Source organism: Allobosea sp. (assembly GCF_017308015.1).
Lineage (GTDB): Bacteria > Pseudomonadota > Alphaproteobacteria > Rhizobiales > Beijerinckiaceae > Allobosea.
In genome coordinates, this window is the sequence record NZ_JAFKFW010000003.1 from 69,823 (window position 1) to 95,832 (window position 26,010).

General features: G+C 66.6%; 24 protein-coding genes, 2 tRNA genes and 1 pseudogene. 11 read left to right on the forward strand and 16 right to left on the reverse strand.

What is annotated here, in order from left to right:
• Positions 1-90: 90 nt before the first annotated feature.
• Both dksA and J0I42_RS03400 read left to right on the forward strand, forming a co-directional pair.
• Positions 91-513: an RNA polymerase-binding protein DksA gene (dksA, locus tag J0I42_RS03395; protein ID WP_291652824.1), complete on the forward strand. Its 423-nt coding sequence runs from the start codon at positions 91-93 to the stop codon at positions 511-513.
• A gap of 157 nt (positions 514-670) precedes the next feature.
• Positions 671-1,062, forward strand: a pseudogene (locus J0I42_RS03400) (GFA family protein).
• A gap of 44 nt (positions 1,063-1,106) precedes the next feature.
• Here J0I42_RS03400 and J0I42_RS03405 read toward each other — a convergent pair.
• The 6 genes from J0I42_RS03405 to flgF all read right to left on the reverse strand — a co-directional run bounded on the left by J0I42_RS03405 (position 1,107) and on the right by flgF (position 6,564).
• Positions 1,107-2,339 carry an HlyD family secretion protein gene (locus J0I42_RS03405; RefSeq protein ID WP_291652826.1) on the reverse strand — a complete coding sequence of 411 codons (1,233 nt, stop codon included), beginning with the start codon at positions 2,337-2,339 and terminating at the stop codon, positions 1,107-1,109.
• Positions 2,332-2,805 (reverse strand): hypothetical protein, encoded by a 474-nt coding sequence (locus tag J0I42_RS03410; RefSeq protein ID WP_291652828.1) that lies wholly within the window; start codon positions 2,803-2,805, stop codon positions 2,332-2,334. Before J0I42_RS03410 ends, J0I42_RS03405 begins: the two co-directional genes overlap by 8 nt.
• A 376-nt stretch (positions 2,806-3,181) precedes the next feature.
• Positions 3,182-3,934, reverse strand: a complete 753-nt coding sequence (flgH, locus tag J0I42_RS03415) for a flagellar basal body L-ring protein FlgH (protein WP_291652830.1) — start codon at positions 3,932-3,934, stop codon at positions 3,182-3,184.
• Positions 3,935-3,952: 18 nt separating this feature from the next.
• Positions 3,953-4,999, reverse strand: a complete 1,047-nt coding sequence (gene flgA / locus J0I42_RS03420) for a flagellar basal body P-ring formation chaperone FlgA (protein WP_291652832.1) — start codon at positions 4,997-4,999, stop codon at positions 3,953-3,955.
• A 14-nt stretch (positions 5,000-5,013) separates the two neighbouring features.
• Positions 5,014-5,805 (reverse strand): flagellar basal-body rod protein FlgG, encoded by a 792-nt coding sequence (flgG, locus tag J0I42_RS03425; RefSeq protein WP_291652833.1) that lies wholly within the window; start codon positions 5,803-5,805, stop codon positions 5,014-5,016.
• Between the two features lie 15 nt (positions 5,806-5,820).
• A complete protein-coding gene (gene flgF, locus J0I42_RS03430) occupies positions 5,821-6,564 on the reverse strand; it encodes a flagellar basal-body rod protein FlgF (RefSeq protein ID WP_291652834.1) in 744 nt (247 codons plus the stop codon).
• A gap of 284 nt (positions 6,565-6,848) precedes the next feature.
• On the opposite strand from flgF, the gene fliL reads away from it, so the two are divergent.
• The 5 genes from fliL (at position 6,849) to J0I42_RS03455 (ending at position 14,013) form a co-directional block, all read left to right on the forward strand.
• Positions 6,849-7,352 carry a flagellar basal body-associated protein FliL gene (gene fliL, locus J0I42_RS03435; protein ID WP_291652836.1) on the forward strand — a complete coding sequence of 168 codons (504 nt, stop codon included), beginning with the start codon at positions 6,849-6,851 and terminating at the stop codon, positions 7,350-7,352.
• A gap of 46 nt (positions 7,353-7,398) precedes the next feature.
• Entirely contained in the window at positions 7,399-8,526 is a 1,128-nt protein-coding gene (fliM, locus tag J0I42_RS03440) for a flagellar motor switch protein FliM (protein ID WP_465247632.1), read from the forward strand.
• Between the two features lie 10 nt (positions 8,527-8,536).
• A complete protein-coding gene (locus J0I42_RS03445) occupies positions 8,537-8,992 on the forward strand; it encodes a DUF6468 domain-containing protein (protein WP_291652838.1) in 456 nt (151 codons plus the stop codon).
• A complete protein-coding gene (locus J0I42_RS03450) occupies positions 8,989-9,828 on the forward strand; it encodes a MotE family protein (protein WP_291652840.1) in 840 nt (279 codons plus the stop codon). Before J0I42_RS03445 ends, J0I42_RS03450 begins: the two co-directional genes overlap by 4 nt.
• Before the next feature lie 744 nt (positions 9,829-10,572).
• Positions 10,573-14,013 carry a hypothetical protein gene (locus J0I42_RS03455; protein WP_291652842.1) on the forward strand — a complete coding sequence of 1,147 codons (3,441 nt, stop codon included), beginning with the start codon at positions 10,573-10,575 and terminating at the stop codon, positions 14,011-14,013.
• A gap of 109 nt (positions 14,014-14,122) precedes the next feature.
• On the opposite strand, the gene J0I42_RS03460 is transcribed toward J0I42_RS03455, so the two are convergent.
• The 4 genes from J0I42_RS03460 to J0I42_RS03475 form a co-directional block, all read right to left on the reverse strand.
• Positions 14,123-14,467, reverse strand: a complete 345-nt coding sequence (locus J0I42_RS03460; RefSeq protein WP_291652844.1) for a lipid-A-disaccharide synthase N-terminal domain-containing protein — start codon at positions 14,465-14,467, stop codon at positions 14,123-14,125.
• A complete protein-coding gene (locus J0I42_RS03465) occupies positions 14,467-15,210 on the reverse strand; it encodes a glycosyltransferase family 2 protein (RefSeq protein ID WP_291652846.1) in 744 nt (247 codons plus the stop codon). Before J0I42_RS03465 ends, J0I42_RS03460 begins: the two co-directional genes overlap by 1 nt.
• A 92-nt stretch (positions 15,211-15,302) precedes the next feature.
• Entirely contained in the window at positions 15,303-17,000 is a 1,698-nt protein-coding gene (locus tag J0I42_RS03470) for an ArnT family glycosyltransferase (protein WP_291652848.1), read from the reverse strand.
• 165 nt (positions 17,001-17,165) lie between these two features.
• Positions 17,166-17,417: a hypothetical protein gene (locus J0I42_RS03475; RefSeq protein WP_291652849.1), complete on the reverse strand. Its 252-nt coding sequence runs from the start codon at positions 17,415-17,417 to the stop codon at positions 17,166-17,168.
• A 107-nt stretch (positions 17,418-17,524) separates the two neighbouring features.
• On the opposite strand from J0I42_RS03475, the gene J0I42_RS03480 reads away from it, so the two are divergent.
• On the forward strand, positions 17,525-17,728 hold the full coding sequence (locus tag J0I42_RS03480) for a hypothetical protein (protein ID WP_291652851.1): 204 nt from the start codon (positions 17,525-17,527) through the stop codon (positions 17,726-17,728).
• Between the two features lie 90 nt (positions 17,729-17,818).
• On the opposite strand, the gene J0I42_RS03485 is transcribed toward J0I42_RS03480, so the two are convergent.
• Together J0I42_RS03485 and J0I42_RS03490 are read right to left on the reverse strand one after the other, a co-directional pair.
• Complete coding sequence (locus J0I42_RS03485) at positions 17,819-18,829, reverse strand: hypothetical protein (protein WP_291652853.1); 1,011 nt, start codon at positions 18,827-18,829, stop codon at positions 17,819-17,821.
• Positions 18,830-18,858: 29 nt separating this feature from the next.
• Entirely contained in the window at positions 18,859-19,845 is a 987-nt protein-coding gene (locus J0I42_RS03490; protein ID WP_291652855.1) for an extracellular solute-binding protein, read from the reverse strand.
• A gap of 111 nt (positions 19,846-19,956) precedes the next feature.
• Between J0I42_RS03490 and J0I42_RS03495 the strand changes: the two genes are divergently transcribed.
• Entirely contained in the window at positions 19,957-21,000 is a 1,044-nt protein-coding gene (locus J0I42_RS03495) for an ABC transporter ATP-binding protein (protein WP_291652857.1), read from the forward strand.
• Positions 20,997-22,670, forward strand: a complete 1,674-nt coding sequence (locus tag J0I42_RS03500) for an ABC transporter permease (RefSeq protein WP_291652859.1) — start codon at positions 20,997-20,999, stop codon at positions 22,668-22,670. The genes J0I42_RS03495 and J0I42_RS03500 overlap by 4 nt, the downstream gene beginning before the upstream one ends.
• A gap of 130 nt (positions 22,671-22,800) precedes the next feature.
• Here J0I42_RS03500 and J0I42_RS03505 read toward each other — a convergent pair.
• The 4 genes from J0I42_RS03505 to J0I42_RS03520 form a co-directional block, all read right to left on the reverse strand.
• Positions 22,801-22,877, reverse strand: a tRNA-Arg gene (locus J0I42_RS03505).
• Positions 22,878-22,908: 31 nt separating this feature from the next.
• Positions 22,909-23,214 (reverse strand): ETC complex I subunit, encoded by a 306-nt coding sequence (locus J0I42_RS03510; protein WP_291652861.1) that lies wholly within the window; start codon positions 23,212-23,214, stop codon positions 22,909-22,911.
• Between the two features lie 69 nt (positions 23,215-23,283).
• Positions 23,284-23,360: transfer RNA gene (locus tag J0I42_RS03515), tRNA-Pro, on the reverse strand.
• Between the two features lie 107 nt (positions 23,361-23,467).
• Positions 23,468-23,950, reverse strand: coding sequence for a DUF192 domain-containing protein (locus J0I42_RS03520; RefSeq protein WP_291652863.1), 483 nt, complete (start codon positions 23,948-23,950; stop codon positions 23,468-23,470).
• A gap of 204 nt (positions 23,951-24,154) precedes the next feature.
• Between J0I42_RS03520 and J0I42_RS03525 the strand changes: the two genes are divergently transcribed.
• Positions 24,155-25,993: a hypothetical protein gene (locus J0I42_RS03525; RefSeq protein ID WP_291652865.1), complete on the forward strand. Its 1,839-nt coding sequence runs from the start codon at positions 24,155-24,157 to the stop codon at positions 25,991-25,993.
• The last annotated feature ends 17 nt before the right edge of the window (positions 25,994-26,010 follow it).

The window sequence follows — 26,010 nt, forward strand, 5'->3', positions numbered from 1 at the left end:
TGAAACGGATCGCTATAAGGGCGCCAAATCGGCCACCCTCCCGCGGCACAGCCGATGGGCGCGTGAGCCGACAAATGAGAGAGCGCGCCCATGTCGAAGCAGATCATCCTCGAGGCGGATTACAAACCGAGCGATGACGAGCCGTTCATGAACGATCGTCAACGCGAGTATTTCCGCGGCAAGCTCCTCGCCTGGAAGGACGAAATCCTGCGAGAAGCCAAGGAAACCCTGGTCACCCTGCAAAGCGAGAGCGAGAATCACCCGGACATCGCCGACCGGGCATCCTCTGAGACCGACCGCGCCATCGAGTTGCGCGCCCGCGACCGGCAGCGCAAGCTGATCGCCAAGATCGACGCGGCCGTCGCCCGCATCGATGACGGCTCCTACGGCTATTGCGAGGAGACGGGCGAACCGATTTCGCTGAAGCGCCTGGAAGCCCGTCCGATCGCGACCCTGTCCCTGGAAGCGCAGGAGCGCCACGAGCGCAACGAGCGCGTCTTCCGCGACGATTGAGCGACGACGAAAACGCCTGGCTTTTCGGAAAGCCCCGCGTCCGAAGACGCGGGGCTTTTTCATCTGCGTACCCTTCGCCGCGAGGATGCGGCTTCGACGAAAGCCCGGCGGGATCCGGGATCGGCGCGACAGCGGGGGCTCGAAGAGGAGATGCGGCATGAACCGTTTCACGGGCGGGTGCCGGTGCGGCGATATCAGGATCGTGGCGTCGGGGCGTCCTTGTCGCGTCGGCATCTGCCATTGCCTTGATTGCCGCAAACATCACGGCGCGCTCTTCCATGCGTCGGCGATCTTCCCGCAGGACGCCGTGACGATCGAAGGCGAAGCTCGCGACTACGAGGGGCGGTTCTTCTGCCCCCGCTGCGGCTCTCCGGTCTTCGGGCGCAGCGGAGACGAGATCGAGGTCAATCTGGGCTCGCTCGATGCTCCGGATCAGTTGATCCCGACCTATGAGCTCTGGACGGTGCGGCGCGAAGCCTGGCTGCCGCCGTTCCCGCTCGAGAGCGCTACGAGCGCGATCGGGTTTCCGACTGCCGCTCCGAGGAATAGCCCGCGGTGCGATGCCGCGCCGCGGGCGCCGGCTTCTCCTGGCCTCAGTGTCCGCTGAAGACGAGGGATTGGACCGGCAGCACCAGCGCCTGGATGCGCAGCAGCACCGCATGGACCACCCCGGTCGCATCGACGCCATGGAGCGCGATGCGGCGCAGCGTGCCGGTTTCCTTGTCGGCGATGACGTCGTGATTGCTGCTATAGGCATTGGCGACGCAACTGCTGCCGGGCGTCACCCCATCGAGCCCACCCGGGTGGAGCGGCTCCAGCAAGGTCAGGATCGTGCCGGGCCGAACCACCTGCTGGGCATCGAGAAGCTGCTCGCCGCTCCTCACCTGCCCCGCCGCGATGAAGTCCTGCACGCCCGTGACCACCATCGGGATGATCACCCAGGGTTTCGAGATGCAGGTGACTTCGGCGACCATGCCGACTTTCATGACTTGCGCCTCGATCTGGTTGAACCCGGCCAGGAGCCGCCCCCGGCCCGCCTCCTCCGGGATGATGACACCAGCCGGGCGCATGAACGGGTTGACGACATCGCCGACCCGGAGCGTGAACTGCTCCACCCGGCCATTGAAACCGGCTCGCACCACCGTCTTCTGCAACTCGACCTCGGCCTGGACGAGCGCGGCCTCGGCGCTGGCGCGCTGGGCCGGAAGCAGCGAGGCGATCCTGGTCTGGTCGGCATCTCTCGCGGCCGTCACCGACGCAACCGCGGCCTCCCGCCCCGCGACAATATTCTCGAGCCGCTCGATCTCGCGCGCAGCAACCACGCCGTCATTGCGGCGCTGCAGGTCGGTCTTGGTCCGCAACTCGTCCAGAGCCTGCTGCAGGGAGCTCTTGGCCTCCTGGATCTTGCCTTCGTTGGCAAGGATATCCGCCTTCGCGACCGCGAGCGCGGCATCCGCCTCGGCGACCTTGCGGCGCGCCGCCTCGACCGCCGCGGCCTGGGTCTTGTTGTCCAGCGTGAAGAGCAGATCGCCCTTGGCGACCGCCTGACTGGCCCCGACATGCACCTCGGCGACCCGACCATTCACCTCCGGGATGATCGGTACCGTGCGGAAGAAGACCGTCGCGCTCGTCGTCGAGGGGTGGTTGTAGAAGATCACTGTGATCAGGGCGACCGTCAGCATGGCACAGGTCACGATGCCCCAGCGCAATTCGAACCAGACCGAGAACAGCGTGATCTCGCGGCCGAAGCGCTTGCCCTGCACATAGCGGCGATAGAGATAATCGGGAAAAATCGTCAGCAGGGAACAGATGAGAAGCTCAAGCATGACCCTTCTCCTCGCCCTTGGCGCTCTCGTCGCCTGCGGCCGGCGGACTCTCCGCAGGGGCCTGGACCGACTCCGCGACCGCCTCCGCGGCCAGCGCGGCCGCTGGCTCGCTCTCGACCGGAGCCTTGCCCGCGATCGTCTCCAGCGCTCTCGCCATCCGGCCGAACGTTCCTGAAAAATCGGGCAGGTCGATCAGGGCGAGCAGAAGTCCGGCGACCCAGAACAGATGGATATGCGTGAACAGAGCGAGCAGCCCGAGCACCGCCACGACCTCGAACTGGAGCTTGTGCGACTTGTGCGCCATCCGCTCGGGCAAGGTGTGCAGGCGCAGGAAGAGCAGACCGACGCCCAGCACCGCTCCGACAAGAATAATGCCGGCCAGTACCATCAGGTAGTCGGTTTCGCCGGGCGCGGTGATGAAATTCGGGAGCACATGCGGAGCGGCTGGGTGAACGGCTGCCGTCATGACGGTACTCCTCTCGCAGGAGGCATAGGCACAACTGCGGTGCCGGACCGATCAAGCATCGGCGGCAACAGGCCCGATGATATGACAGCGCAAGGATGTCCTTAGGTCAACACATCCGACGTCAGTTTGGTGCGGGAGCAAGCGATGCCGAGGGCCTGCCAGCCATCAGGGGTCATCTCTCGTCTGGGTGAAGAGCTTCTGAGGGATCATGAAAAGCCCCGCGTCGGGAGAACGCGGGGCTTCTGGCCGCCGGCTGATGAGCTTGGGGAGCGTAGCGGGCGGCCGGGATGGTGGCGGCTCGGGAGAGACCGCCGGCCGTCCGGCGCGGAGACAAGGGGGAGCGTTCCGCGCCGTCCGGGATTCCGGTGGAAGAGGATTAGAACGGCAGCAGGATATCCATCACCTGCTGGCCGTAGCGCGGCTGCTGGACATCGGTGATCTGGCCGCGGCCGCCATAGGCGATGCGGGCCTGGGCGATCTTGGTCGACTCGATGGTATTGTCGGATTCGATGTCCTCGGGCCGGATCACACCGGCGACGATCAGTTCGCGCACCTCGAAATTGACGCGGATCTCCTGCTTGCCCTCGATCACGAGATTGCCGTTGGGCAGGTTCTGGGTGACGACAGCCGCGACATTCGTCGCCAGCGTCTCGGAGCGGTTAACCGAGCCCGCCCCTTCGCTGGAGGCATCGGAGTCGAGCTTGAGCAGCGAGGAAGCCTTCGCGCCGTCGGGCAGGAACTTGTCGAGCTTGTTCTCGAAGCCGAAGGCGTTCTCCGCGCCGAAATCCTCGCCGTTCTTGCGGCTGCGCTTGGTCGTGTTGTTGAGCTGGGCCCTGTCGGTGACCTTGACCTTGACGGTGACGAGATCACCGACATTGCGGGCGCGCTGGTCCTTGAAGAAGGCGCGCGAGCCGGTGCGCCAGAGCGAGTTCGGCGCGTAGGAGGCATGCGCCACCTCCGGCATCGGCATCTGCACCGGCTTGTAGCCCTTGGCGGCAGTCGGGTCCTCGATCGGCGAGAGCGTCGGCGCCTGGCCGACATTGGCGAGGCGATCGCCCATGCCGCAGGCACCGAGCGAGACGGTGAGCAGCAGGAGCCCGGAGAGCTTGGCGAGACGGTTGGCGTACATGGCGGTTTCCACGGAACTTTACTGAGCGCTGGCGATACGGCCGGCGGCGGAAGGCTGGACGGAAACCCGTCCCGGCCCGCTGACCTTGCCCTGCAGCACGCGCTTGGACTGAGGATTGGTGACGGAGACGACATCGCCCATCGCGCCGGCCTCGTTGGCGCGGCCGCGCAGCGTGATCAGCAGGCCCGGCGCCTCGTAGACGATCGTGACGAGGTCGCCCTTGGCGACGATCTCCTCGCGCTGGACGTCGCTGCTGCGCAGGGGCACGCCGGCGAGCAGCGCACGGCGCGCGACCTTGTCGATAGCCGCGCGGACATCGCCGATGATCTCGCTGCCCTGCCCGTCGCGCGGGCGGCGCTCGACGGTGATGTCGTCCTTGCCGAGCGTCTCGCCACGAGTGATCAGGCGCTTCGGCACCACGACCTCCATGGTCTCGACGAGCTGGCCGGAGATCCGCAGCGGCTTTAGTCGCATCGCCGTGCTGCCGGGCACGGCGAGCCGGGCCTGCAGGCGCCGCGAACGCGCGTCGAAGGAGAGATCGACCACGGCGACGTCACCGGTCAGTTCGGGCTCGACCGCGACACTCGGCGCCCCGCCGTCGATCGCCAGCGCGAAGATGCGGGCATCGACGCCGAACCGCTCCTGCAAACCGGTCTTCACGGCGGCTTCGAGATCCATCGCGGTGATGCGGCGGGCCGCGCGCGTCACCACGACCTGCGCGAAGCCCTGGCTGTGCAGCTCGCCAGCCTCACGGACGATGCCCGCGGCGCGGGCGGCCTCGACGATGCGCGCGACCTGGATGGTGCCGGTCTCGCCCAGCGCAGGCGCCCGGAAGGCGGCCGTCGCGGCAGCTTCCCCCGCAAGGCCGGGAATGAGATCGCCGAAAGTAACGAGATCGCGGGCGAGGCTGATCTCGGGACGCAATTGCAGCTTCGATGGCAGCGCGGGGGCAGCAGGAGCGACGACGGCCGAAGCCATCGCGACCGGTGCAGGCTGGCCCTGCGGCGACGCAGCGAGCGCGGCGGTGCCGGAGACCAGCAGGGCGATGAGCGAGAGGCGGATCACGATGCGAAGCCCCCTTAACCGCGGAACATCTGGGTCGTCGCCGACATCATCTGGTCGGCGGCGGTGATGACCTTGGAATTCATCTCGTAGGCGCGCTGGGCGGCGATGAGGGAAGAGAGCTCGGTAACGGCCTGAACGTTGCCTTCCTCGAGATAGTTCTGCTGCAGCGTGCCGAAGCCCTCGCCGCCGCCGAAGCCGTCGATCGGCTGGCCCGAAGCCGCCGTCTCGACATAGAGGTTGTCGCCGATCGACTCGAGGCCGACCTTGTTGACGAAGCGCACGAGCTGGATCTGGCCGAGTTGCTGCGGCGCGGTCTGCCCCGGCACCATCGCCTCGACGATGCCCTGCGCGTTGATGCTGACGCTGGAGGCGTTGTTCGGCACGGTGATGCCGGGCTCGACCTGATAGCCGTCGCGGGTCACGAGCTGGCCCTGCGCGTCGAGGTCGAAGGAACCGTCACGGCTGTAGGTGGTACGGCCGTCCGGCATGCGGATGCGGAAGAAGCCTTCGCCGCGGATGGCGAGATCGTAGGGCTTCTCGGTCGGAGTGATGTTGCCCTGGGTCATGACGCGGCCGGTCGAGACCGTCTTGACGCCGGAGCCGATGAAGGTGCCGGCCGGTGCCTGGGTGTTCTGGTCGGAGGTGGCCGAGCCGGCACGCCGGAAATGCTCGTAGAGCAGGTCCTGGAAATGGATCTGTTGGCGCTTGTAGCCGGTGGTCCGAACGTTCGCGATGTTGTTGGAGATGACCTGGACGTTCATCTCCTGGGCCATCATGCCGGTCGCGGCTGTCTGCATGGCGCGCATGGTGCTCGCTCCCTATCAGGCTTGCTGGTCGGCCAGGCGCGAGATCGCCCGGCTGCGCAGTTCATCGGATTTGCTGATCATGTTGGCGACGCTCTGGTAGTTGCGCTGCACCTCCATCAGGCGGGTCAGTTCGACCACGGCCTTGACGTTGGAGCGCTCGATCGCGCCGGGCTCCACCCGCGCCTCGATGCCAGCCGCCTGCGGGGGCGTGGTCGCGGAGAACAGGTTGGTGCCTTCGCTCGCCAGAACTGCCGGATCGGCGAAGCGGACCTGGCGCAGCTTGCCCCGCGTACCCTGGTCGCTGCTGACCGTTCCGTCGGCCGCGATACGCATGGAGTGCTCGCTGGAGCCGAAGGCGATCGGCCCGCCATCGCCCATCACCGGCAGGCCGGTCTGGGTCACGAGCCGGCCCTGCCGGTCGATGGTCAGGGAGCCGGCACGCGTGTAGCGTTCGCCGTTCGGCGTCTGCACGACAAGGTAGTTGTCGCCCTTCAGCGCGACATCGAGCGGGTTGCCGGTCATCTCGATCGTGCCCTGTGACAGGTCGAGCGGCGTACCCCTGTCGATGACATAGGACAGCGGCCGATCGGCCGGCTTGAACGCATCGGCCTTCGCCACTGGCATGAGGAATTCGTTGAAGCGCGCGCTGCGCGCCTTGAATCCATTGGTGCCGACATTCGCCATGTTGTTGGCGATGACGTCCAGCTCGCGCGCCAGAGCCACCTGACGCGACAGGCCGATGAGAAGCGCGTTCTCCACGGCAAAGGCTCCCGATCATGTCCCGCAGCGACCTCGACGCTCCCCAGCGCAGTCGCCACGGCCTGATGATCGCAAACGGCGTGCCAGGATGGTTAATTGAGGCAAAACATTGATATTGCTGACATGAAGCCTGAGACAACCACCTTCTGGCACCCGGCACAGGCTGCTTGAACGGCAAGAACAGCCCGGCAAATTCTGCCGCCCTTAACGACGCGTTAACCGTAATTGGCGAAGGTGCCTCATGGGCGGCAGAACGCGGCCCGACGGCCGGGGCGCGTGACGAGATGGCGAAGAAAGCCAAGACGGATGAGGAAGCCGCCTCCGGCGAAGAGGCGCCGAAGAGCAGGAAGAAGCTCCTTATGATCATCGGCGGCGCCGTGCTGCTGGCAGCGGCCGGCGGTGGCGGCTGGCTCTTCCTGAAGAAGCCGTCGCCCGAGCAGATCGCGGCTGCCGAAGCCGCGGCCAAGGCCAAGAATCCCGTCGCCTTTCTCGACATGAAGGACATGATGATCAGCATGTCCAATGGCGGTCAGCAGGACCGCCAGCCGGTCATGAAGATCAAGGTCGTGCTGGAAATCGCCGATGCGAAGGCGGCCGACCAGGTCAAGCCGTTGCTGCCGCGCGTCGAGGACGCTTTCCAGGTCTTCATGCGCGAATTGCGTCCCTCCGATCTCGAAGGCTCGGCCGGCATGTACCGGCTCAAGGAAGAACTGCTGCGCCGCGTCAACCTGACCGTCTATCCGGCCAAGGTCGACGCCGTGCTGTTCAAGGAATTGCTGGTGCAGTGAGCAGGCCGATGGCCCTCGCATACCGGACCGGGATGGCAGTGCAGAGATGAGCACCGAACGCGACAAGAACAAGCTGAGCGACGAGCCGCTGACCCCGGAAGGGATGGCGGCCGGCTGGGCGGCAATGCCCGACGTCATCGACGACGAGGGTGAACAGGAAGGCGGTACAGACCGCCTCATGTCGCAGGACGAAATCGACACGATGCTCGGTTTCTCCAGCGGCGACGAAAGGGACGGCCGCAACGGTATCCAGGCGATCGTCGATTCCGGCTCGGTCGCCTATGAGCGCCTGCCGATGCTCGAGATCATCTTCGAGCGCCTTGTCCGCCTGCTCTCGACCAGCTTGCGCAATTTCTTCACGGACAATGTCGAGGTCACGCTGGAGAGCATCCGTTCCATCCGCTTCGGCGACTACGTCAACTCGATCTCGCAGCCGGCCCTGCTCTCGGTGTTCAAGGCCGAGGAGTGGGATAATTTCGGCCTCATCACCATCGAGTCGTCCCTGATCTATTCCGTTCTCGACGCCATGTTCGGCGGCAAGCGCGGCCAACCGGCACCGCGCATCGACGGCCGTCCCTTCACCTCCATCGAAATCCGTATGGTCCGCCGCGTCATCGAACTGGTGCTGAGCGACGCCGAGGCCGCCTTCAAGCCGCTCTCGCCGGTTCGTTTCACCGTCGACCGCGTCGAGTCCAATCCGCGCTTCGTCTCGATCTCCCGTCCCGCCAACGCCGCGATCCGCGTCGAACTCAAATTCGACATGGAGGGCCGCGGCGGCGCGCTGCACATCCTCCTGCCCTACGCCACGATCGAGCCGATCCGTGAATTGCTGCTCGAAAGCTTCATGGGCGAGAAGCTCGGGCGCGATCCGATCTGGGAGAACCATCTTGCGACCGAGGTCTGGCAGGCCGATGTCGACGTCACCTGCGTGCTCCACGAGACGCAGATGCCACTCAAGCGCGTCATGAAGCTGGAAATCGGCGACACGCTGATGTTCGACGCCCGGCCGGACTCGATCGTCTCCCTGCGCTGTGGCGACTTCGTCGTCACCGAGGGGCGGATCGGCCGGGTCGACGGCAAGATCGCGGTGCAGGTGGTGAACCCGCTCCGGCGCTCCAAGACGACGCTCGCCGCCTTCGACAGCCTTGCCAGCCATCTCGGCGCCACCACCTGATAGGGATGCCATGACGATCAATCTCATCGCCGACGTGCTTGTCGCCTGTCTCCTTGTCGCCACCATCGTCACCTGCTTCATCCTCACCAAGCGCATCGAGCGCCTGAAGACGGACGAGGCCGGCATGCGCCAGACCGTCGGCGCGCTGATCACCGCAACCGACAATGCCGAGCGCGCCATCGCCGGCCTGAAGTCGACGCTGGGCGATTGCGACCGCACGCTGGAAGAACGCCTGCGCACCGCCGAGCGCTACGCCGCCGATCTCGCCGCCCAGGTCGAGGCCGGCCAGGCCGTGATGGAGCGAATCGGCCAGATCGTCAGCGCCGCTGCCCTCGTCGGCGCGAGGGAAGTCCCGGCCGAGGCGCCCGCCGCACCGGCGCCAGTGTCCCGCCTCGAGAGCGCGGCCCAGTCCGCCGCCGCCATCCGCGCCCGGGCCGCCCGCCGCCTTGAGGAACAGGCTGCGTGATCGAACGGCCCCGTCTCCTGCCGGCAGTGATTCTCGGCGCCATGGGTCTGCTGGCGCTGAAGCTGCTCGCCTGGACGGCCGAGCCCGCTCCCGGCCGGATTCCGGCCGCCCCGCCGGTCATGGCGCAGACCCCTGCAACCAGGACTGCGAACCAGCCCGAGCCGGAGATCTGGGGCCTCGCCAAGATCATCGCGCGGGCCCATGCGCCGGACGTCTTCGATCCGGAAACCACAGGCTCCGTGCCCGATCCGAAGAAGGAGCAGGAGAAGAAGGAGGCCGAGGCGAAGGCGGAAGCCGTCCGCGCCGCCAATCCCAACAACAAGGCCGGCATCATCAACGGCTCGGTCCAGCCGATGTCGCCGGCCGAGAAGGCGATCCTGGAGCGCCTCGGCGAGCGGCGCGAGGAGCTGGAAGGCCGGATGCGCGAACTCGAGATGCGCGAGCGCCTGCTGAACTCCGCCGAGAAGAAGCTCGACGGTCGCGTCGGAGACCTGAAGGCCCTGGAAGAGAAGATCGACGGGCCGGGCTCCGTCAAGCCGGCCATCGAGGAGGCCAAGGCGATCAAGAATCTCGTCATCATGTACGAAGCGATGAAGCCGAAAGATGCCGCACGCGTCTTCGACCGCCTCGGCCTCGACGTGCTCGTGCCGGTGGTGCAGCAGATGAACCCGCGCAAGATGTCCGAGGTGATGGCGGCGATGTCGCCCGACCGCGCGGAGAAGCTGACCGTCGCGCTGGCGACGAGCGGGCGCGGCGCGACCGTGGAACGCGTGACGAACGAAGCCCCCCTGCCCGGCAACGAACTCCCGGCGATCTCCCCGGCCCTCCGGCGCTGATCCTGGTTGTCCCGTTTAGCCCGGTCTGGCGAGAGCAGGGCCGCTGGCGCGATCAAGGTCGGCAGCCTGTCTCGCACCTCACCTTGCGAACAATCCCGGCGATCCAGGTCGAAATTGCAGCGAGACACCATGGAACTGGTGTAGTCAGGATTCGTTCAGCTCAGGCGGCGGATGATCGCGGCAGGAGGACTTCGCTATGCGCGTCTCGATTCTCGCTTTGGCTTTGCTGTTCGGGCCGGCGACTCACGCTCTATCGATGCCAATGCCGCAGGTTCAGGCACCGAAAGACATCCATAGCGTGCAAATGCAATGTACACCGTCCAGTTGCATCAACCAGCGAACCGGCGTCTATACCCAGTCTACCTGCAACGCCTATGGTTGCCGGCCGATAGGAAGGCCGGTCGGACGCCTGCCCGGTTATGGCAGGGGCCCGGACTATGGCGGCGGTCCAGTCTATGGCAACGGCCCGGTCTACGGAGGCCGCGGATATCGTGGCGGACATTCCGGCGGACCGCCTCCACCAATAGGTTACAATCCTCCTAGATGCGCCGAATGCTAGCACTGCCTGCTTCGAACAGGGAGCTACTCGCAGCGCCGGCTGAACAGCGATCGTTCGATGATCGTTCCAGAGATGGAAAGCCGGCGATCATCGGAACCCGCAGCGCCTGACCGTTAACACGCCATTATGGTTGACACGCTAGCGTGCCGTAGGACCGCCGTGTTCGTCGGACGCGACGGAGCCCCTTGTCGCTTTGTGTCGAGTATCACGGTTTGCGTCTGTCGCGCTCCCTCGCCTTCGGTATCGGGTTGGCAGCTCTCGCGCTCGCCGCCGGCTTGGAGACACCTGTCCTCGCAGCCGGCGCGAACCTGCGTGGCGAAGCGATGCCGGCCGGCTTCGGCCGCCTGTCCCTGACCTTCGACGAGCCGATCCAGACCCGCATTCGCGTTTCCAACGGCGTCCTGATCGTCGCCTTCGGCGGCCAGGTCCAGGTCGATGTCGCGCGCATCGCCCGCGAATTGCCCAATTACGTCTCCGTCGCCCGCCTCGACCCGGACGGGCGCGGCATGCGCTTCGCACTGACGCAACCCTACAAGGCGAATCTGATCGAGGCCGGCGACAAGGCCTTCATCGACCTTTTGCCGCAGAGCTGGTCCGGCGTGATGCCCGGCCCGCCGGCCGAGGCCATCGCCGAACTGACCGAGCGCCTGCGCCTCGCCGAAGCGCGCGCGCGCGAAGGCGCCCGCCAGCCGTCCAGCCCTCCGGCGATGCTGACGATGACCTCGGCCAGCCTGCCGACGCTCGAGCGCCTGATCTTCAAGGCGCCGGCCGAGACCAAGCTCGCAAGCAACCTGTCGGACGGCACGCTGAAGCTGGTTTTCGATCGCCCGATGAACGTCGAAGCCGGCGCCATCCGCAGCGCCCTTCCTGCTGAAATCGGCCTCGTCGGGTTGGATTCCGGCAAGGAGGCGCTGAGCCTGACATTGTCCTTGCCCAGGGATTGGCAAACGCGCAGCTTCAGCGACGAGACCGGACTGGTCCTCGACCTGCTGCGCCCCGTCAAGCAGGAAGCGCTCACGCTCGCGGATCCCGGCAAGCCCCAGGCGCCGCCGGCCACCGTCCCCATTGTTGCGCCACCGACCGATCCTGTCGAAAAACCCGCGGCACCTCAACCGGCGGCCCAGCAAGCCGCGCCGCCCGTTCAGGTCGCCGCCGCCCCGGCCGCTCCCGAAGTGCCGCCCGGCCCTGTTGCCATCACGGTCGATGGCACGCGCCTGGATTTCCGCTTCACCCGCCCCACGGGCGCCGCCGCCTTCCTGGATTCCGGCGTGATGACGCTGGTCTTCGACACCCGCGACACGATCGACCCCGCGAAGCTGGCCGGTCAGATGCCCAGACTGATCGAGGACAGCACGGTCACCCGCGAGGGCAAGGTCACGCTCGTCAAGCTCAGGCTTGCCGGCCAGCCTCTGGCCCGTGTTTTCGACAATGGTCCGACCTGGTCGCTCGATCTCGGCGAGGATGCCGGCCGGCCGGCCGCCCCGGTCGAGCCCCAGCGCAGCATGGACGAGCGTGGCCAGACCATCGTCGCTGTGCCGTTGCCCGGGCTGACCGGCGTCCACTGGCTGGAGGCAGGCCCCGCCGGTCTGCCCGTCGCCGTCGCGACCGCGACCGGTCCGACCCGGCCCACGCCCAAGCCCTATCAGTTCGTGGAATTCGGCCTGCTCCCGACCGCGCAGGGCCTGGCGGTCCAGCCTCATGCCGACGATATCGCGGTCCGGGCCGGCACAGAGCAGGCCCGTATCGGCCGCAGCGGTGGGCTCAACGTTTCGCTCGACCTCGGCGAATCCGCCCACAAGGCCGATGATAAGGCCGAGACGCAGGAAGCTGCCCCCCTGCTCGACGGCGATGCCTGGACGAAGCTGCGCTTCGGCAACCCGCGCGAGCGCGCCCGCGCTTTGATGCTCGACGTGACCGACGCCTCGCGCAGCCGCAAATCCGAGGCCCGGCTGGCCCTCGCCCGCTTCTATGCCGCCAACGGCCTGATGCCCGAAGCGGCCGGGCCACTCAATGCCTTGCTCGCCGACGACCCGGCGATGCGCAGCGACCGCGAGGCACTCTTCCTGAAGGGCGTCGTCGCCGCCGGCATGTACCGCGACCAGCAAGCGCTCGCCGCCTTCGATGCCACCCCGATCAAGGATGATGCCGAGGCCGGGCTCTGGCGTGCTCTCGTCGAGCAGCGCCTGAACCGCAATGCCCAGGCGCTGGTCGGCTTCCGCCGCGCCGAGGCGGTGCTCGACCGCTACCCCGTCGACCTGCAGGGCGGCTTCCGTGAGGCGATGGCCCGCGCCGCGCTCGCGCAGCAGGATATCGGCGTCGCCGAGCGGCAAATCCAGGCCCTGGCCGACATGCCGCGTGGCAGCTTCGACCAGGAGCATCTCGCCCTGCTGCAGGCGCGGCTCGACGATATCGGCGGCCGCCCGGAAGCGGCGATGAACGGCTACAAGCCACTCTTCGACGCCAAAAGCCGCCCGATCGCGGCGGAAGCGCAGTTGCGCGCGGTCAAGCTCGCCGACGCCGAGAAGCGCACTGACATCAAACCCGAGGAAGCCATCGCCCGGCTGGAAACCGTCTCGGTCATCTGGCGCGGAGGGCGTCTGGAAATCGAGGCTCTCGCCGAACTCGGCCGGCTGTATGCCGACCAGCAGCGCTGGCGCGACGCCTTCATGGTCGCGCGCCGCGCCAACGAGAATTTCACCGACGACCCGCTGACCCGGCGCATGCATGACGAGACGGCACAGCGCTTCGCCGAACTGTTCAGCGGAGCGGGGCTGGGCAAGCTGCCGCGCATCGAGGCGCTGGCGCTGTTCTACGACTTCAAGGAATTTCTGCCGATCGGCCGCCGGGGCGACGAGATCACCCGCCTCCTCGCCGACCGACTGGTGGAGCTCGACCTGCTCGACCAGGCCTCCGAGATCCTGAAATACCAGATGGATCGCCGTCTCACCGGCGCGGCCCGTTCCACTGTCGCGGCGCGGCTCGCCATGATCGACCTGATGAACGGCAAGCCCGCCGACGCGGTCCGCGCGCTCAACACGACACGGCTCGTCGAATTGCCGGCCGACGTCAAGCGCGCTCGCCTGCTCCTCGAAGCCAAGGCTCTCTCCGACCTTTCGCGCACCGATCAGGCTCTCGAGATGCTGGAAGCCGAGCGTGGCCCCGAGATCGACCGGCTGCGCGCCGATATCTACTGGACCGGGCGCCGCTGGCGCGAGGCAGGCGAAGCCTATGAACGACTGCTCGGCGAAAGCTGGCGCGGCGACGGCGCGCTTGGTGACGGCGAACGTGCCGACGTGATGCGCTCCGGAGTCTCCTACGTGATGGCGAGCGAGAATCTGTCGCTCGACCGGCTGCGCAGCAAGTTTGCCCCGAAGATGGCACGCGGCGTCGATGCCCGCACATTTGCCTTCATCACAGGGGCCGACCGGACCCGCGCGTCCGACATCCGCGAGATGGCGCGCGCCACCGCCAATGCCGACACGCTCTCCGAATTCCTGAAGGCCTATCGCGAGCGCTACCCCGCCTACTCGGCCGCGATGCGCAAGCCGCAGGCCCCCGACGCCGACAAGCTGCCCTCGCCCGCCGACGGCGCAGCGGCAGAGCCTGCGGCGCCCTCGCGGAGCTGACACGCGCCGTCATGCTCGGGCTTGACCCGAGTATCTCGGAAACCAGTGTCGTCCTGTCATGAGGTTCTCGGGTCTACGCTTCACTTCGCCCGAGAATGACGGCCCGGACCTAGCCCGGCCCGGAATTCGTGTCCTCGCCACGCGCCCTGGCACGCAGGACGAATTGCAGGTTGCGGATATAGACGAAGACGCCGAAGCCCTGGCCAAGGATGAAGACCGGATCGCGCCGGTAGAGCGCATACATCAGCAGCAGGGCGCCGCCGCCGATCGAGAACCACCAGAAGGTCATGGGCACGACCGAACGCTGGGCCTTCTCGCTCGCCCACCACTGCACCACGAAGCGCATGGTGAAGAGTCCCTGCGCGACGACGCCGAGCAACACCCACCAGTCGATGTTGTTGACGAAGACATCGTGGAAATAATTGCCGATGGTCTGCTGCAGATCGATCAGCATCACATCGTCTCCGAGACGATCTGCGGCACGCGCTTGCGCCGCCGGATCAGCCACCATACTCCGGCAAGATCGAGGATGCCGACCCAGAGGCGGTCGAAGAAGCCGTAATTCGAGACCCCGGTCAGCCTTGGCCGGTCACGCACGTCGACATGCAGCACCTTGTGCCCCTCGCGCGCCATCAAGGCCGGCATGAAGCGGTGCAACGCATCGAAATACGGCAGGGCGAGATAGGCCTCGCGGCGGAAGCATTTCAGCCCGCAGCCGGTGTCGCGCGTATCATCCTTCAGGACGCGCCCACGCACGCCATTGGCGATCTTCGACTGCCAGCGCTTGAAGCCGGTATCCTTGCGCCCGACGCGCTGCCCCTGCACCATCCCGGCCTGGAGCCCGGCCTTCTGGAGAGCCTCGACCATCTCCGGCAGGAAGGCGGGATCGTTCTGGCCGTCACCGTCGAGCGTCGCGACGATCGCCGATCGGGCATGGCGCACGCCGCTGCGCACGGCAGCGCTCTGCCCGCAGGACTGGGCATGAGTGACGACACGAAGCCAGGGCCGCGTCGCGGCGAGTTCGGCCAGCGCAGCGGCCGTGCCATCGGTCGAGCCGTCATTGACATAGACGACCTCGAAGGGGCCGATCGCTGCGCAGGCCTTCTCGATATCGGCGACGAGCGGGGCGATATTGCCGACCTCGTTGCGCACCGGCACGACGACGCTGAGCAGCGGATGGGAAGAGGTTTCGGTCAAAGGGGCATCATCCGGAAAACGGTCCGCAAACTGCGTCAGCGCGGCGGATAGGGCAAGGGCTTCGAGCAGAAGGGTTTCGAGCGCAATGGTTCTCAGCCGGGCGAGTTGGTGAAGACGGCGATCCCCAGCTTGCGCCCGCCGTTGAGGTTGAAGCCGTTGATCGTGGTCACAAGCCGCGGCTTCAGGTTCTGGCTGGCCAGCGCCGCATTGAAGTCGTTGGCGAAGCGGCTCTCGACGAATGCGACCCGGCAACCGGCCTGGCTCAGGAACGTCGCCGCATCGGCGCCGCTGGCGGCCATCGCGAGTTTCGTGCCGGCCAGGAAGACCAGGCTCGGCTCGCGATAGCCCAGCGTCACCGCGGCCGGATCGGCGCAACCGACCGCCTTGACCGTTTCGGCCAGGCGCGGCGACAGCTTCAGCGAACGCAGGCTCTCGATGGCGAAGGGATAGACGGCAATGGTCAGCAGCAGGCTCGCGAGCACGCAGCGCCAGAGTGCACCCTCGAAATCGAGCCGCCGGAAGGCCGCAACCACGCTGATCCCGGCGAGCAGGACCAGCGCGAAGAACGGCAGCGCCAGCCAGGGCACCGCCCGGTCCAGCGTCCAGTTGCCGAAGAGGATCACGCCCATCAATGCCAGCGGCACGATCACGACGAGGCAGGCGGTGAGCACCGCGCCACGCCGATGGCGGTTGATGCCGCCGTTGAGCACGGCAAGCAACAGAAGCGCGGTGATCGCCGGATAGAGCGGCAGCACATAATGCGGCAGCTTGGTCGGCACCGCCTCGAAGACCAGCCAGGACGGCACGATCCAGGCAATCAGGAACAGGATCTGCGGCTCCTTGCGCCTGACCCATGCGAAGGGCACCGCCATCGCCGCGAAAGCCGCCGCCGGCCAGTAGGTCGCGAAGAACACGACGAGATAGAGCCCGGGCGGCCCCCAATGCTTCTCCTGCCCCTCCGCGACCTTGCCGAGCATGTCCTGGCCGACGCTGTCGGCGAAGAAGCTGCCGCCGGTCTTGATCATGATCGCCGCAAACCAGGGCAGCGCAACGACAAGGCAGAGTAGAAGTCCCGCGCCGAAGCGCAGCGGCTTCAACCAGCGGAAGGAGCGCTGGCTGGCGCTCAGCACGAGGATGGTGAGGCCCCAGACCATCGGCACGATCGGCCCCTTGATGAGCAGGCCGAGCGCGGTCGCGCCCCAGAACACCAGCCAGTTGCGCCGGTCCGGCACGAAGGCGAGCGAGCGCGTCCAGTCGAGCCAGGTCCGGGCCAGTGCGCCCATCGTGGCGACGGCGCAGGCGGCCAGCAGCGCGTCCGTCTTGGCGATGCGCGCCTCGACACCGAGCAGCACGGCAGCCGCCATCAGCGCCCCGCCGAGCAAGGCCAGCGGCGGCGAGAGGAAGGCGAGCAATGCCCAATATGTCAGGAGCACGGTCGCGGTCGCACCGATCAGCGAGGGAATGCGATAGAGCCAGATCTGCGTACGCGCCTCGGGAACACCGAGCACCTCGCCGGCCTTCACCGCCGCACTCTGAAGCCAGTAGATGCCGACCGGCTTCTTGTGGCGCGCCTCGTCCTGAAAGCGGATATCGATGAAATCGCCGGTTTCAAGCATCTGCTTGCTCGCCTGGGCGAAACGCGGCTCGTCGCGGTCAAGCGGCTGGAGCGTCCTGAAGCCGGGAAGGAAAGCCACGCACGACAGGAGCAGCAGGAAAACGCAGGCCCGCAGATGGCTGGCCGAGGCCGCTTCCTTGAGGCGGTCGATCGCTGGCGTGAGCGAAAACATCATTCATCCCCGCGGCTGCCGGCCGCATATGTCCAGAATGCCGGCTGCCGCCCGATGGCGGGCCATTCAGGCACGATCAAGGCGGTGCCGCGCGGGGTTTACGCTGACGGGCACAGGTCGGCAAGCGCCGAGGCGACGGCCCCCCGGTGGCGGAGAGCCCGGCCGTCCTCAGTCGGTAGCCGGATTGCTGTCGACACGGATCGCCTGGATCATGCGCGGCGACAGGGTCATCGCATGATCAGGCATCGCGACTGGCTCCGCCGGACCAGAGAGGTTCGCCGGCAGTTCGCAGGCCGCCCGAGGACCGAGCCCGTAGGAGGAACCCGGCACCGGCAGACTGACCGTTTTGACGAAACCGGGCTCTGCAAACGCCGGGAACGAAAGAGCCGCCGCAAGGGCGGTGATGGCGACGAACCGCAACATCGGTGTTCTCCGCATCGACCCCCGCTCCTACAACGAGACAGGCCGCAGGCTGTTCCGCCGTGGAAGAGCCGGGCTATGCTTACCCGAAACGGGGAAGGCTCGGCATGACGCGCCTGCTGACGAAAGCGCTGCTCTCCGGCCTCATCGGCCTCGTCCTTGGCCCGCTGGCGGGTCTGGTCTGGGTCTTCGGACTGATGCTCATCGACCCGAAATGCGGCAGCCCCGGTGATTCCGGCGGCTGCGCCATGGGCCTGCTCACGGTTCCGGTCGCCCTCGCTTTGCCGGCTTCGTGCTGTTCGCGCTCGTGAGCCTGATCAGAAACCTGTGGAGGCTGCGCCCGCGCGACCCCGCCGCCACGATCCGCAGATTGCGGAGCTGGGGCCGGGAAGACTGAACCTTCAGCGATCGAACGCGATACCGAGATAAGTCCGGTCGTCGGTCCAGCTATCGGCGCCGGAGCCCTTCACGCTGGCATAGGGACCGATCTTGTCGGGGTCGATCCGCTCGACCTCGGCGAAGCTCGCCTCCCAGGCCGCGACCCCGAAAGCGTCCGGCTCGGCGAAATAACCGTCACTGAACAATTCGAGCCGCGCGACCTCGGCCGCGGGATAATCCGCCGTGAAGACGTGCCGCCCGGCGATGGCGAAGCCGTCGAGCACGCCATAGCCGAGATCGCTCGTGGGGTGATTGGAGAAGGCGCGCTGGCCGCTGATGCCGCTATCGACGATCCGCTCGATCTCGGCCCGCGCGATTCCCGGCATCTCCTCGTCGCAGAGGCGCAGCACATGCGCCCTGATCGTGGCGCAGGCCTCGGCACCCAGGCCGGCCGGCGGTTCGCGCAAGCCGTTCCAGACAGCATCGTCCGAGATCGCACGCTGAGGCAGCGGATCGGCCCGCATCCGGCCGAGATGCGCCCAGCATTCGCGCCGGATCAGCGCGGTCACCCGGTCGAGCGGCTTTTCCTCGATATGGCGGACCGTTCCGAGGGTTTTCCCGCCGAGCCGGATGCCGGAATCGCCGATCGAGACCAGTTGCAGCGCCGGGCCGTCGTGGTAGCCCAGCGCCAGCGTGCAGCCGATCCGGGCGGCGGGATCGGCCGACGCCTTGTCGAGCAGACCATGCGCCGCATAGCCCGCGCGCAACGCCTCGCCCAGAGCCTGGACAAGCCGGTGCACGCGCTCCGGCCCGCCACGGACACTCAGGTCCTCGGCCATGAGGAAGCGGGTGACCTCCGCCGAGACCAGGCTGGAAGCGTAGCGCCCGGCCCGCATGGGGCCGAAGCGGCGCCCGCTGCGGTCGGTCACCCCGTCGATCACGGCATAGCCGCGGCCGGGCAGGATGACGACGCTGTCCTCGTTCTCCTCAGGGCTGGCGAAGCGCTTGCCGAGGCTGAAGCATTCGATCTGCATGGTCGTCTTCGTATCCGGCCGTCAGCCCGTCAGTTGCCGGTCACCTGCCGCCATTTCTCGATCAATGCCTTGGTGCCGCCAAGCTCCTCGACGGACTTGAGCTTGACGAGCTTCAGTTCGGAGAGCGGCTTCACGTCGCCCGGAGCGGCGACGTCCTTGCGCACCGAGCGGCGGCCGGCCTCCTTGACCAAGGCCTCCTGCGTCTTCTTCGACAGGGCCCAGTCGATGAAGCGCTTCGCCGGCTCCGGATTGGGCGCGCCCTTCAGCATCGCCACGCCATCGGGCGAGGTCGTGGTGCCGTCCTCGATATAGGAGATCTTCACCGGCGCGCCGCCCGCGACATACTCGAGCGCATTGTCCTCCAGCGTCAGGCCGAGCGGCGCCTCGCCATCGGCGACGAAGCGCGGGACCGCGCCGGAGCTGTCGGAGAAGACGAAGTTCTTGGCGAGCTTGCCGTAATTCTCCCAGCCCTTATCACCGCCGGCGGTGAGCACGGTCGTCATCTGCTGAAAGGCCGAGCCGGAATTGTCGACGCGGGCCGAGGCAACCTTGCCTTTCCATTTCGGATCGGAGAGCGCGGCCCAGGTCTTCGGAACATCGGCATCCTTGACCATGCGATTGTTGACCATCAGCACGTAGATGACGGTCGTATACGGCGTCCAGGCCGGGCTGCTGACGAAGCGCTCGTCGATGGCGGCCTGGTCCTTCGGCGCATAGGGCGTGAGCAGGTCGGCATTTTCGCCCAGCAGCGAACCGGTGACGCTCCAGATCACGTCGGCCTTCGGCGCGGCAGCCTCTGCGCGGGCGCGGCGGAACACGTCGCCGGAACCGAGCTGCACCACCTCGGCCTTGATCCCGGTCTCCGCCTCGAAGAGCGGGATCATCTTCTGGACGATCGAGGACTTGTGGGCGGTATAGAGCACGACCTTGTTGTCGGCTGCGACCGCTGCTCCCGCGAAGCCCAGGAGCCCCGCCGTCAGCAGGATGCGCCCGATCCAGATTTTGCGCGACGTCATGATGTTCCCGTTCCTCTCCCAGAGCGTCGATCTCTGCCGACGATGATGAGGTATCTTGCCGTCCAATCGCGGCCATGCGCAACTAGGGGAGAGCGGAGATTCTTTGCCGGCATGGCTTATTTGACTGTGGAAGGCGCGATCAAGCGCTACGGGGCCACGACGGCGCTGAACGGCGTCTCCTTCACCGTCGCACAGGGAGAGTTCTTCACGCTGCTCGGCCCGTCCGGCTGCGGCAAGACGACCTTGCTGCGCTCGATCGCGGGCTTCTCGCAACTGTCGGAGGGTAAGGTTTCGCTCGCCGGCACCGATCTGCTGGCGGTCCCGCCGCACAAGCGCGATATTGGCATGGTCTTCCAGGACTACGCGATCTTCCCGCATCTGACGGTCGCAGAGAACGTTGCCTTCGGCCTCAAGGCGCGCAAGGTCGCCGTGTCCGAGATTCGCGACCGCGTTGCCGAGGCGCTGGCGACCGTGCGCCTCTCGGCGCTCTCCGAGCGTTTGCCGGCGGCGCTTTCGGGCGGTCAGCAGCAGCGCATCGGCATCGCCCGGGCGATGGTGGTGAAGCCGCGCCTACTCCTCATGGACGAGCCGCTTTCCAATCTCGACGCCAAGCTCCGGCTCGACCTGCGCGACGAGATCCGCGACATCCAGCGCACGATCGGAATCGCCGCGATCTACGTCACGCACGATCAGGAAGAGGCTCTCGCCATCTCCGACCGGATCTGCGTCATGGATGGCGGCTCGATCGAACAGATCGGCACGCCGCAGCAGATCTATGGCCAGCCGGCGACGCGTTTCGTCGCCTCATTCGTCGGAACGATGAATCTGCTGTCGCCTACCGCCTTCGGCTTGCCGGACGTGCCGGGCGTGGCGCAATGGGCCCTGCGGCCCGAGCGCCTGCGCCTCGCCGAGGCGGGCGTGGCCGAGCCCGGAGCCGCGGGCTTCACCGGGCTCGTCGAACATTTCACCTATCTCGGCCGCGAAGCGCATCTCACGGTGCAGGCACAGGGGCATCGCCTCGTTGCCCAGATCGCAGCCCCTCCCGCTGATCTCGCCATCGAGGCCGGCCGTGAGATCAGGCTCGGCTTCGTCCGGGACGATCTGCACGCCTTCGATGCCGCGGGCCGGCGGGTCCGGACGGAGCTTTCGGCATGAGCGCGGTCGTCGCTCCGGCCAGGCGCAGCGGCTGGCGCCCGGATTTCTGGACGCTCGTCGCAATCGGAGCCTGGGCGATCCTGATCGTGCTGCTGCTGATCCCGCTCGGACTCGTGCTGGTCTCCAGCTTTCGCGACGAAAGCGGCCAGCTCACGCTGGCCAACTGGCAGCGGCTGTTCACCAGCACGCGCTACGTCAACGCGCTCGTCAATACGCTGATCGTCGGCTTCGGTGGGCTCGCGGGCGCGCTCCTGCTCGGCTCCGTCATGGCCTTCTGCATGGCCCGCATCCGGATCGCGGGCGGACGCCTCATCTCGATGATGGCGATTCTGGCGCTGGTGTCGCCGCCCTTCATCGGCGCGTATTCCTGGATCGTTCTGTTCGGCTCGGGCGGCATCGTCCGGCAGACCCTGATGGGCTGGGGCATCTTCATGCCGCCGATCTACGGCGTCTGGGGCATCCTCATCGTCTTCGCCTTCAAGTTCTATCCTTACGTCTATCTGCTGACGTCCGGCGCGCTCTCCAATATCAATCGCTCGTTGGAGGAGGCTGCGGAGAATCTCGGGCTGACGCCGTTCCAGCGCGTGATGAAGATCTCCTTCCCGCTGGTCCTGCCGGCGCTCTCGGCCGGCGGCCTGCTCGCGCTGATCCACGCCATCGCCGATTTCGGCACGCCGCGCCTGCTCGGACGCGGCTTCAACGTGCTCGCGACCGAGGCCTATACCGCCTATTCCGCCGAGATCGGCTCCAATCTCGGCATGGCGACCACGCTGAGCCTCGTCCTGATCCTGATGTCGATGATCTTCGTCTTCATCCAGCGCTACATGTCGCGGCGCAACGTCTATCACAGCAACCTGATCAACCGGCCCGAGAAGATCCGTCTGCGCGGCTTCGCCAATGTCGCCGCCCATGCAGCGGTCTATTTCATCGCGCTGGGCGGCGCGATGCCGGCGATCATCGCCGCGATCTATTCGATCAGGAAGACGAACGGACCGGTCTTCCAACCCGGTTTCGGCCTTGAAAGCTATAGCCGCATCATCGCATCGCTCGGCGACGTCGTGCGCAACTCGCTCCTGTTCTCCGGCACTTCCGTGCTCCTGATCGTCGTCATCGGCACGCTGATCGGCTGCCTGGTGGCAAGGCGCAACACCGCCCACTCCTCGCTGCTCGATGCGACCCTGATGGTGCCCTATGTCATGCCGGGGATCGTCGTTGGCGTCGCCTTCATCGCGGCCTTCAACACGCCGCCGCTGGCGATGACCGGCACGGCGGCGATCATCATCCTCTCGGTCTTCATCCGTCGTCTGCCCTATGCGGTACGTTCCTCGGCGGCGGCGCTGAGGCAGGTCGGGCCAAGCATGGAGGAAGCGGCGATCTCGCTCGGCTACAGCCCGGTCCAGGCCTTCCTGAAAGTCACCATCCCGCTGATCCTGCCCGGCATCGTCGCCGGCGCGATGCTCTCCTTCGTGACCGCCGTCAACGAGCTCTCCTCGTCGCTCGTGCTCTATGTCGGCGGGACGATCACGATGCCGGTCAAGATCTACATCGCGATCAATGACGGCGACTACGGCACGGCCGCCTCGCTCTCGACGATCCTGCTCGTGCTCAGCGGCACGGCCATCTACCTGGCTTTCCGCCTGCTCGGCCGCGACGAGCGCGCCCTGCTGTAGGGTGCGGCCCGCTGGATCGGCATCCATGCCGAAGGAAGGCAGGCGCCCCAACGGCTGACAAGAGACGGGATGAGCGCCTGTGATCGTCGGAATGCTTCCGGGACGGGAAGGCATTTCACGATGGAAACGATGGCGAGCCCGGCAGGATTCGAACCTGCGACCAGCAGCTTAGAAGGCTGCTGCTCTATCCATCTGAGCTACGGGCCCGAAAGCGAGGGCAGCCCCTCGCCTGTCGGCATCAATGCGTCCACTGGCCGAGGCGCGTGAACTTGAAATTGTCGGAATAGGACAGCGTGCGGCGCTTGGCCTCGTTCGGCTGTTCGACACGATAGGCGATGCCGTTACGCGTGGCATAAGCGACGGCCTCGGCCTCGCTGTCGAACCAGAGCTTGAGCTGGCTCTTCATGTCCGAGGACGAGGTCCAGCCCATCAGCGGCTCGATCTGGCGCGGCGTCTCCGGCTCGTATTCGAGCAGCCAGCGCTCGGTCTTCGCCGTACCGGACTGCATGGCCGTGCGGGCCGGGCGATAGATGCGTGCGGTCATAAAAGCACTCTGCCGTCACCAAACCTGTGCAGTCCGCGACGCGAACCGCTTCATACGCGCCTGGAATGATGGTCGGGGCACCAGGATTCGAACCTGGGACCCTCTGCTCCCAAAGCAGATGCGCTACCGGGCTGCGCTATACCCCGACGAGACATTCCAAACGTTGCGGTTCGCTATCATGCCAGAGGCCGCGCCCGCAAGCGAAAGCCGATTGCGGGCCGCCTAGGCTGTGCAGCGATAGCCGTGGCGCCGCTCAGCGCTTGAACAGGGCGTGCTCCACCTTGTCGCCGGCCTTGATGCCGAGCTGCTTGCTGACGCCGCCATTGATCTCCAGCACGGACAACACCGGTTCGCCCGAGGGAATCGTGCGCGTCGAGAGCGGCTCGGTGCGCTCGGCGATACGCGCGATCGTGCCGTCCGCCCGGATAAACAGCATGTCGAGTGAGATATAGGTGTTCTGCATCCACATCGCCACCGGCTCGGTGGCGGCAAAATCGAACAGCATGCCGCGATCGGCCGGCATGTAGTTGCGGAACATCAGCCCTTTCGCCCGCTGATCCGGCGTGCGCATGACCTCGACCTGGAAGGCATGACGCGTGCCGCCACTGACGATCACCAGCGATTCGAGCCCGGCCCCCCCGGCAGCGGCCGGCTGGCCCTGCGCCTGCAGGCCGGCCGGCGCCAAGGCGATCAGCGCCAGCGCGACGGCGGCGAGAGCGGTTCTGAGGGCATGCATCGCTTTGGTCTCCGTGGCGGCTGTCGCCTCTTGCGCTCTAGAAGCGACCGATGGCAAATCTTCGGCAGATGGCCGCCTTCGCCGCCTTTCGGTCAAGCCTTTCGTCATCATATGAATGCGGGACGCCACGCAGCACTGCCTGACGGCTTTCTTTCGTCATCCGCCTGCGGCAGTTTCGCCGGGCTATTGAATCAGGAGATATTCATGATCGTTGCGCGCCCTCGTTGGACGACGCATCTCGCCGGCACGGCCCTGGCGATTGTTCTGATGTCCCTGGCCTCCCCGGGCTGGGCTGCGGATTTCCAGCTCGACAATGTCAGGATCGATCTCGGCAAGCTCGTGATCAACGCGCCGAAGATCGCGATCAAGGGCTCGACACTGGAAAAGGACGCCTTCCTGGCACTGTTCACCGGCGCGGCTGCCAGCGAATCGGCAGCGGGCCGGGCGGCACGCCTCAATGCGGCCGAGATCAGCGCGCCCGAACTGTCGCTGGTGCAGACGGTCGGCGACCAGAAGCAGACCACGACCTACCGCGACATCCGCCTCACCGATATCCGCGAAGGCAAGATCGGCCACGGCGAATCGGCGAGCGGCAGCATCACCGCTGACGGGTCAGCCACCGGCCCGATGAAGGGGGAACTGAAGCGCACCGCCTTTGACGCCTTCGACCTGCGCCAGATCGCGCGCGTGCTGACCGAGAAGGCCGCCCCCGGCGCCAACGAGGCGATGCTGCCGGTCATCGGCAATTTCGAGCAGGACGGCTACAGCCTCGACATGGGCAAGGCCGGCAGGATGTCGCTCGGTCGCACGACCGCGCGTGGCTTCGCCGCCAAGGTCGGCCCCGAACCGCTGCTGGACGTGATGTCCCGCCTCGCGGCGGCCAGCGAGGAGGTGGAGCGTAAACAGGGCGACAAGAAGCCCGCCGATGCCGACAAGTCTCCGGAGAAAACCGAAGCGGAACGGCAGCTCGGCCTCTCCGTGCTCGCACTCTTCGACATGTTCGAATACGGCAGCGGCGAGACGCGCGACCTCGTCATGAATGTCAGCCCGCCGCCGAAGGCCGGCGCCAAGGCGGAAGCCGTCGACATGCGGATCGCCCGCATGGCCTTCGGCGAGAACACCCCAGCGAAATCCGGATTCGCCATGGAAGGCCTCCAGTTCCGCTCCGGCGAGGCCAAGGGCGGTGTCGATTCGATCGCCTATTCCGGCTTCGCCTTCGGCTCCGTCATTCGCGAGTTGCGGGCCGCGCTGAACGAACCCGACAAGCCGATCGATCAAGTCGATTTCCGCCGCTTCATCCCGACGCTCGGCACGATCCGCCTCGCCGGCATCTCGATCGACGCACCGGCGATCATCACCGGCAAGGAGCCGGTCAAGATCTCGCTCGGCACCTTCGAGCTCAAGGCGGGCGAGCAGCTCAACGGCATCCCGACCAGCCTGGCGCTGACGATCGACAAGCTCGTCACCCCGGTTTCCGAAGCGACCGGCCATCCCGCCGCCAAGGACATGATCGCGATGGGCATCCGTACGCTCGACCTGTCGGCGAAGCTCGACCTCGCCTGGGAAGCTGCGAAGAACGAGATCGCCATTCGCACGCTCTCCTTCGGCAGTGCCGGCCTCGCCCAGATCGAGGCTTCCGGCACGCTCGGCAACGTCACCAAGGACCTGTTTGCCGGCGATCTTGCCCTCGCGCAGGTCGCCGCGCTCGGCGCCACCGCCCGCAACCTGCAGGTCAAGCTGCAGAATTTCGGGCTGGTCGAGAAGCTGATCGAGAACGAGGCGCGCAAATCCAAGCGCAAGGTCGATGACGTCCGCCAGCAGTTCACGATGGTCGCGAGCCTTGGCCTCGCCGCGATCCTGGGCCCCTCCGACGGAGCCAAGAGCGTGGCTGCCGCCGCCTCCCGCTTTGTCGCCAAGCCCGGCACGCTGACGGTCCAGGCCAGCGCCAGATCGGCCACGGGCCTCGGTCTCGCTGATGTCATCACCATGACCGAACCGACGGAGATCTTCGAGAAGATCGACCTCAAGGCCACGGCGGAGTGAGGTTGCTGCATTGAGTT

Coding starts and splice junctions, on each gene's coding strand:
- dksA (WP_291652824.1), top strand. CDS start 91: ATGTCGAAGCAGATCATCCTCGAGGCGGATTACAAACCGAGCGATGAC.
- J0I42_RS03510 (WP_291652861.1), bottom strand. CDS start 23,214: ATGACCGCACGCATCTATCGCCCGGCCCGCACGGCCATGCAGTCCGGT.
- J0I42_RS03495 (WP_291652857.1), top strand. CDS start 19,957: ATGGCTTATTTGACTGTGGAAGGCGCGATCAAGCGCTACGGGGCCACG.
- J0I42_RS03460 (WP_291652844.1), bottom strand. CDS start 14,467: ATGCTGATCGATCTGCAGCAGACCATCGGCAATTATTTCCACGATGTC.
- J0I42_RS03500 (WP_291652859.1), top strand. CDS start 20,997: ATGAGCGCGGTCGTCGCTCCGGCCAGGCGCAGCGGCTGGCGCCCGGAT.
- J0I42_RS03410 (WP_291652828.1), bottom strand. CDS start 2,805: ATGACGGCAGCCGTTCACCCAGCCGCTCCGCATGTGCTCCCGAATTTC.
- flgG (WP_291652833.1), bottom strand. CDS start 5,805: ATGCGCGCCATGCAGACAGCCGCGACCGGCATGATGGCCCAGGAGATG.
- J0I42_RS03480 (WP_291652851.1), top strand. CDS start 17,525: ATGACGCGCCTGCTGACGAAAGCGCTGCTCTCCGGCCTCATCGGCCTC.
- J0I42_RS03405 (WP_291652826.1), bottom strand. CDS start 2,339: ATGCTTGAGCTTCTCATCTGTTCCCTGCTGACGATTTTTCCCGATTAT.
- flgH (WP_291652830.1), bottom strand. CDS start 3,934: ATGTACGCCAACCGTCTCGCCAAGCTCTCCGGGCTCCTGCTGCTCACC.
- J0I42_RS03445 (WP_291652838.1), top strand. CDS start 8,537: ATGACGATCAATCTCATCGCCGACGTGCTTGTCGCCTGTCTCCTTGTC.
- J0I42_RS03525 (WP_291652865.1), top strand. CDS start 24,155: ATGATCGTTGCGCGCCCTCGTTGGACGACGCATCTCGCCGGCACGGCC.
- J0I42_RS03485 (WP_291652853.1), bottom strand. CDS start 18,829: ATGCAGATCGAATGCTTCAGCCTCGGCAAGCGCTTCGCCAGCCCTGAG.
- J0I42_RS03490 (WP_291652855.1), bottom strand. CDS start 19,845: ATGACGTCGCGCAAAATCTGGATCGGGCGCATCCTGCTGACGGCGGGG.
- J0I42_RS03520 (WP_291652863.1), bottom strand. CDS start 23,950: ATGCATGCCCTCAGAACCGCTCTCGCCGCCGTCGCGCTGGCGCTGATC.
- fliL (WP_291652836.1), top strand. CDS start 6,849: ATGGCGAAGAAAGCCAAGACGGATGAGGAAGCCGCCTCCGGCGAAGAG.
- fliM (WP_465247632.1), top strand. CDS start 7,399: ATGAGCACCGAACGCGACAAGAACAAGCTGAGCGACGAGCCGCTGACC.
- J0I42_RS03470 (WP_291652848.1), bottom strand. CDS start 17,000: ATGATGTTTTCGCTCACGCCAGCGATCGACCGCCTCAAGGAAGCGGCC.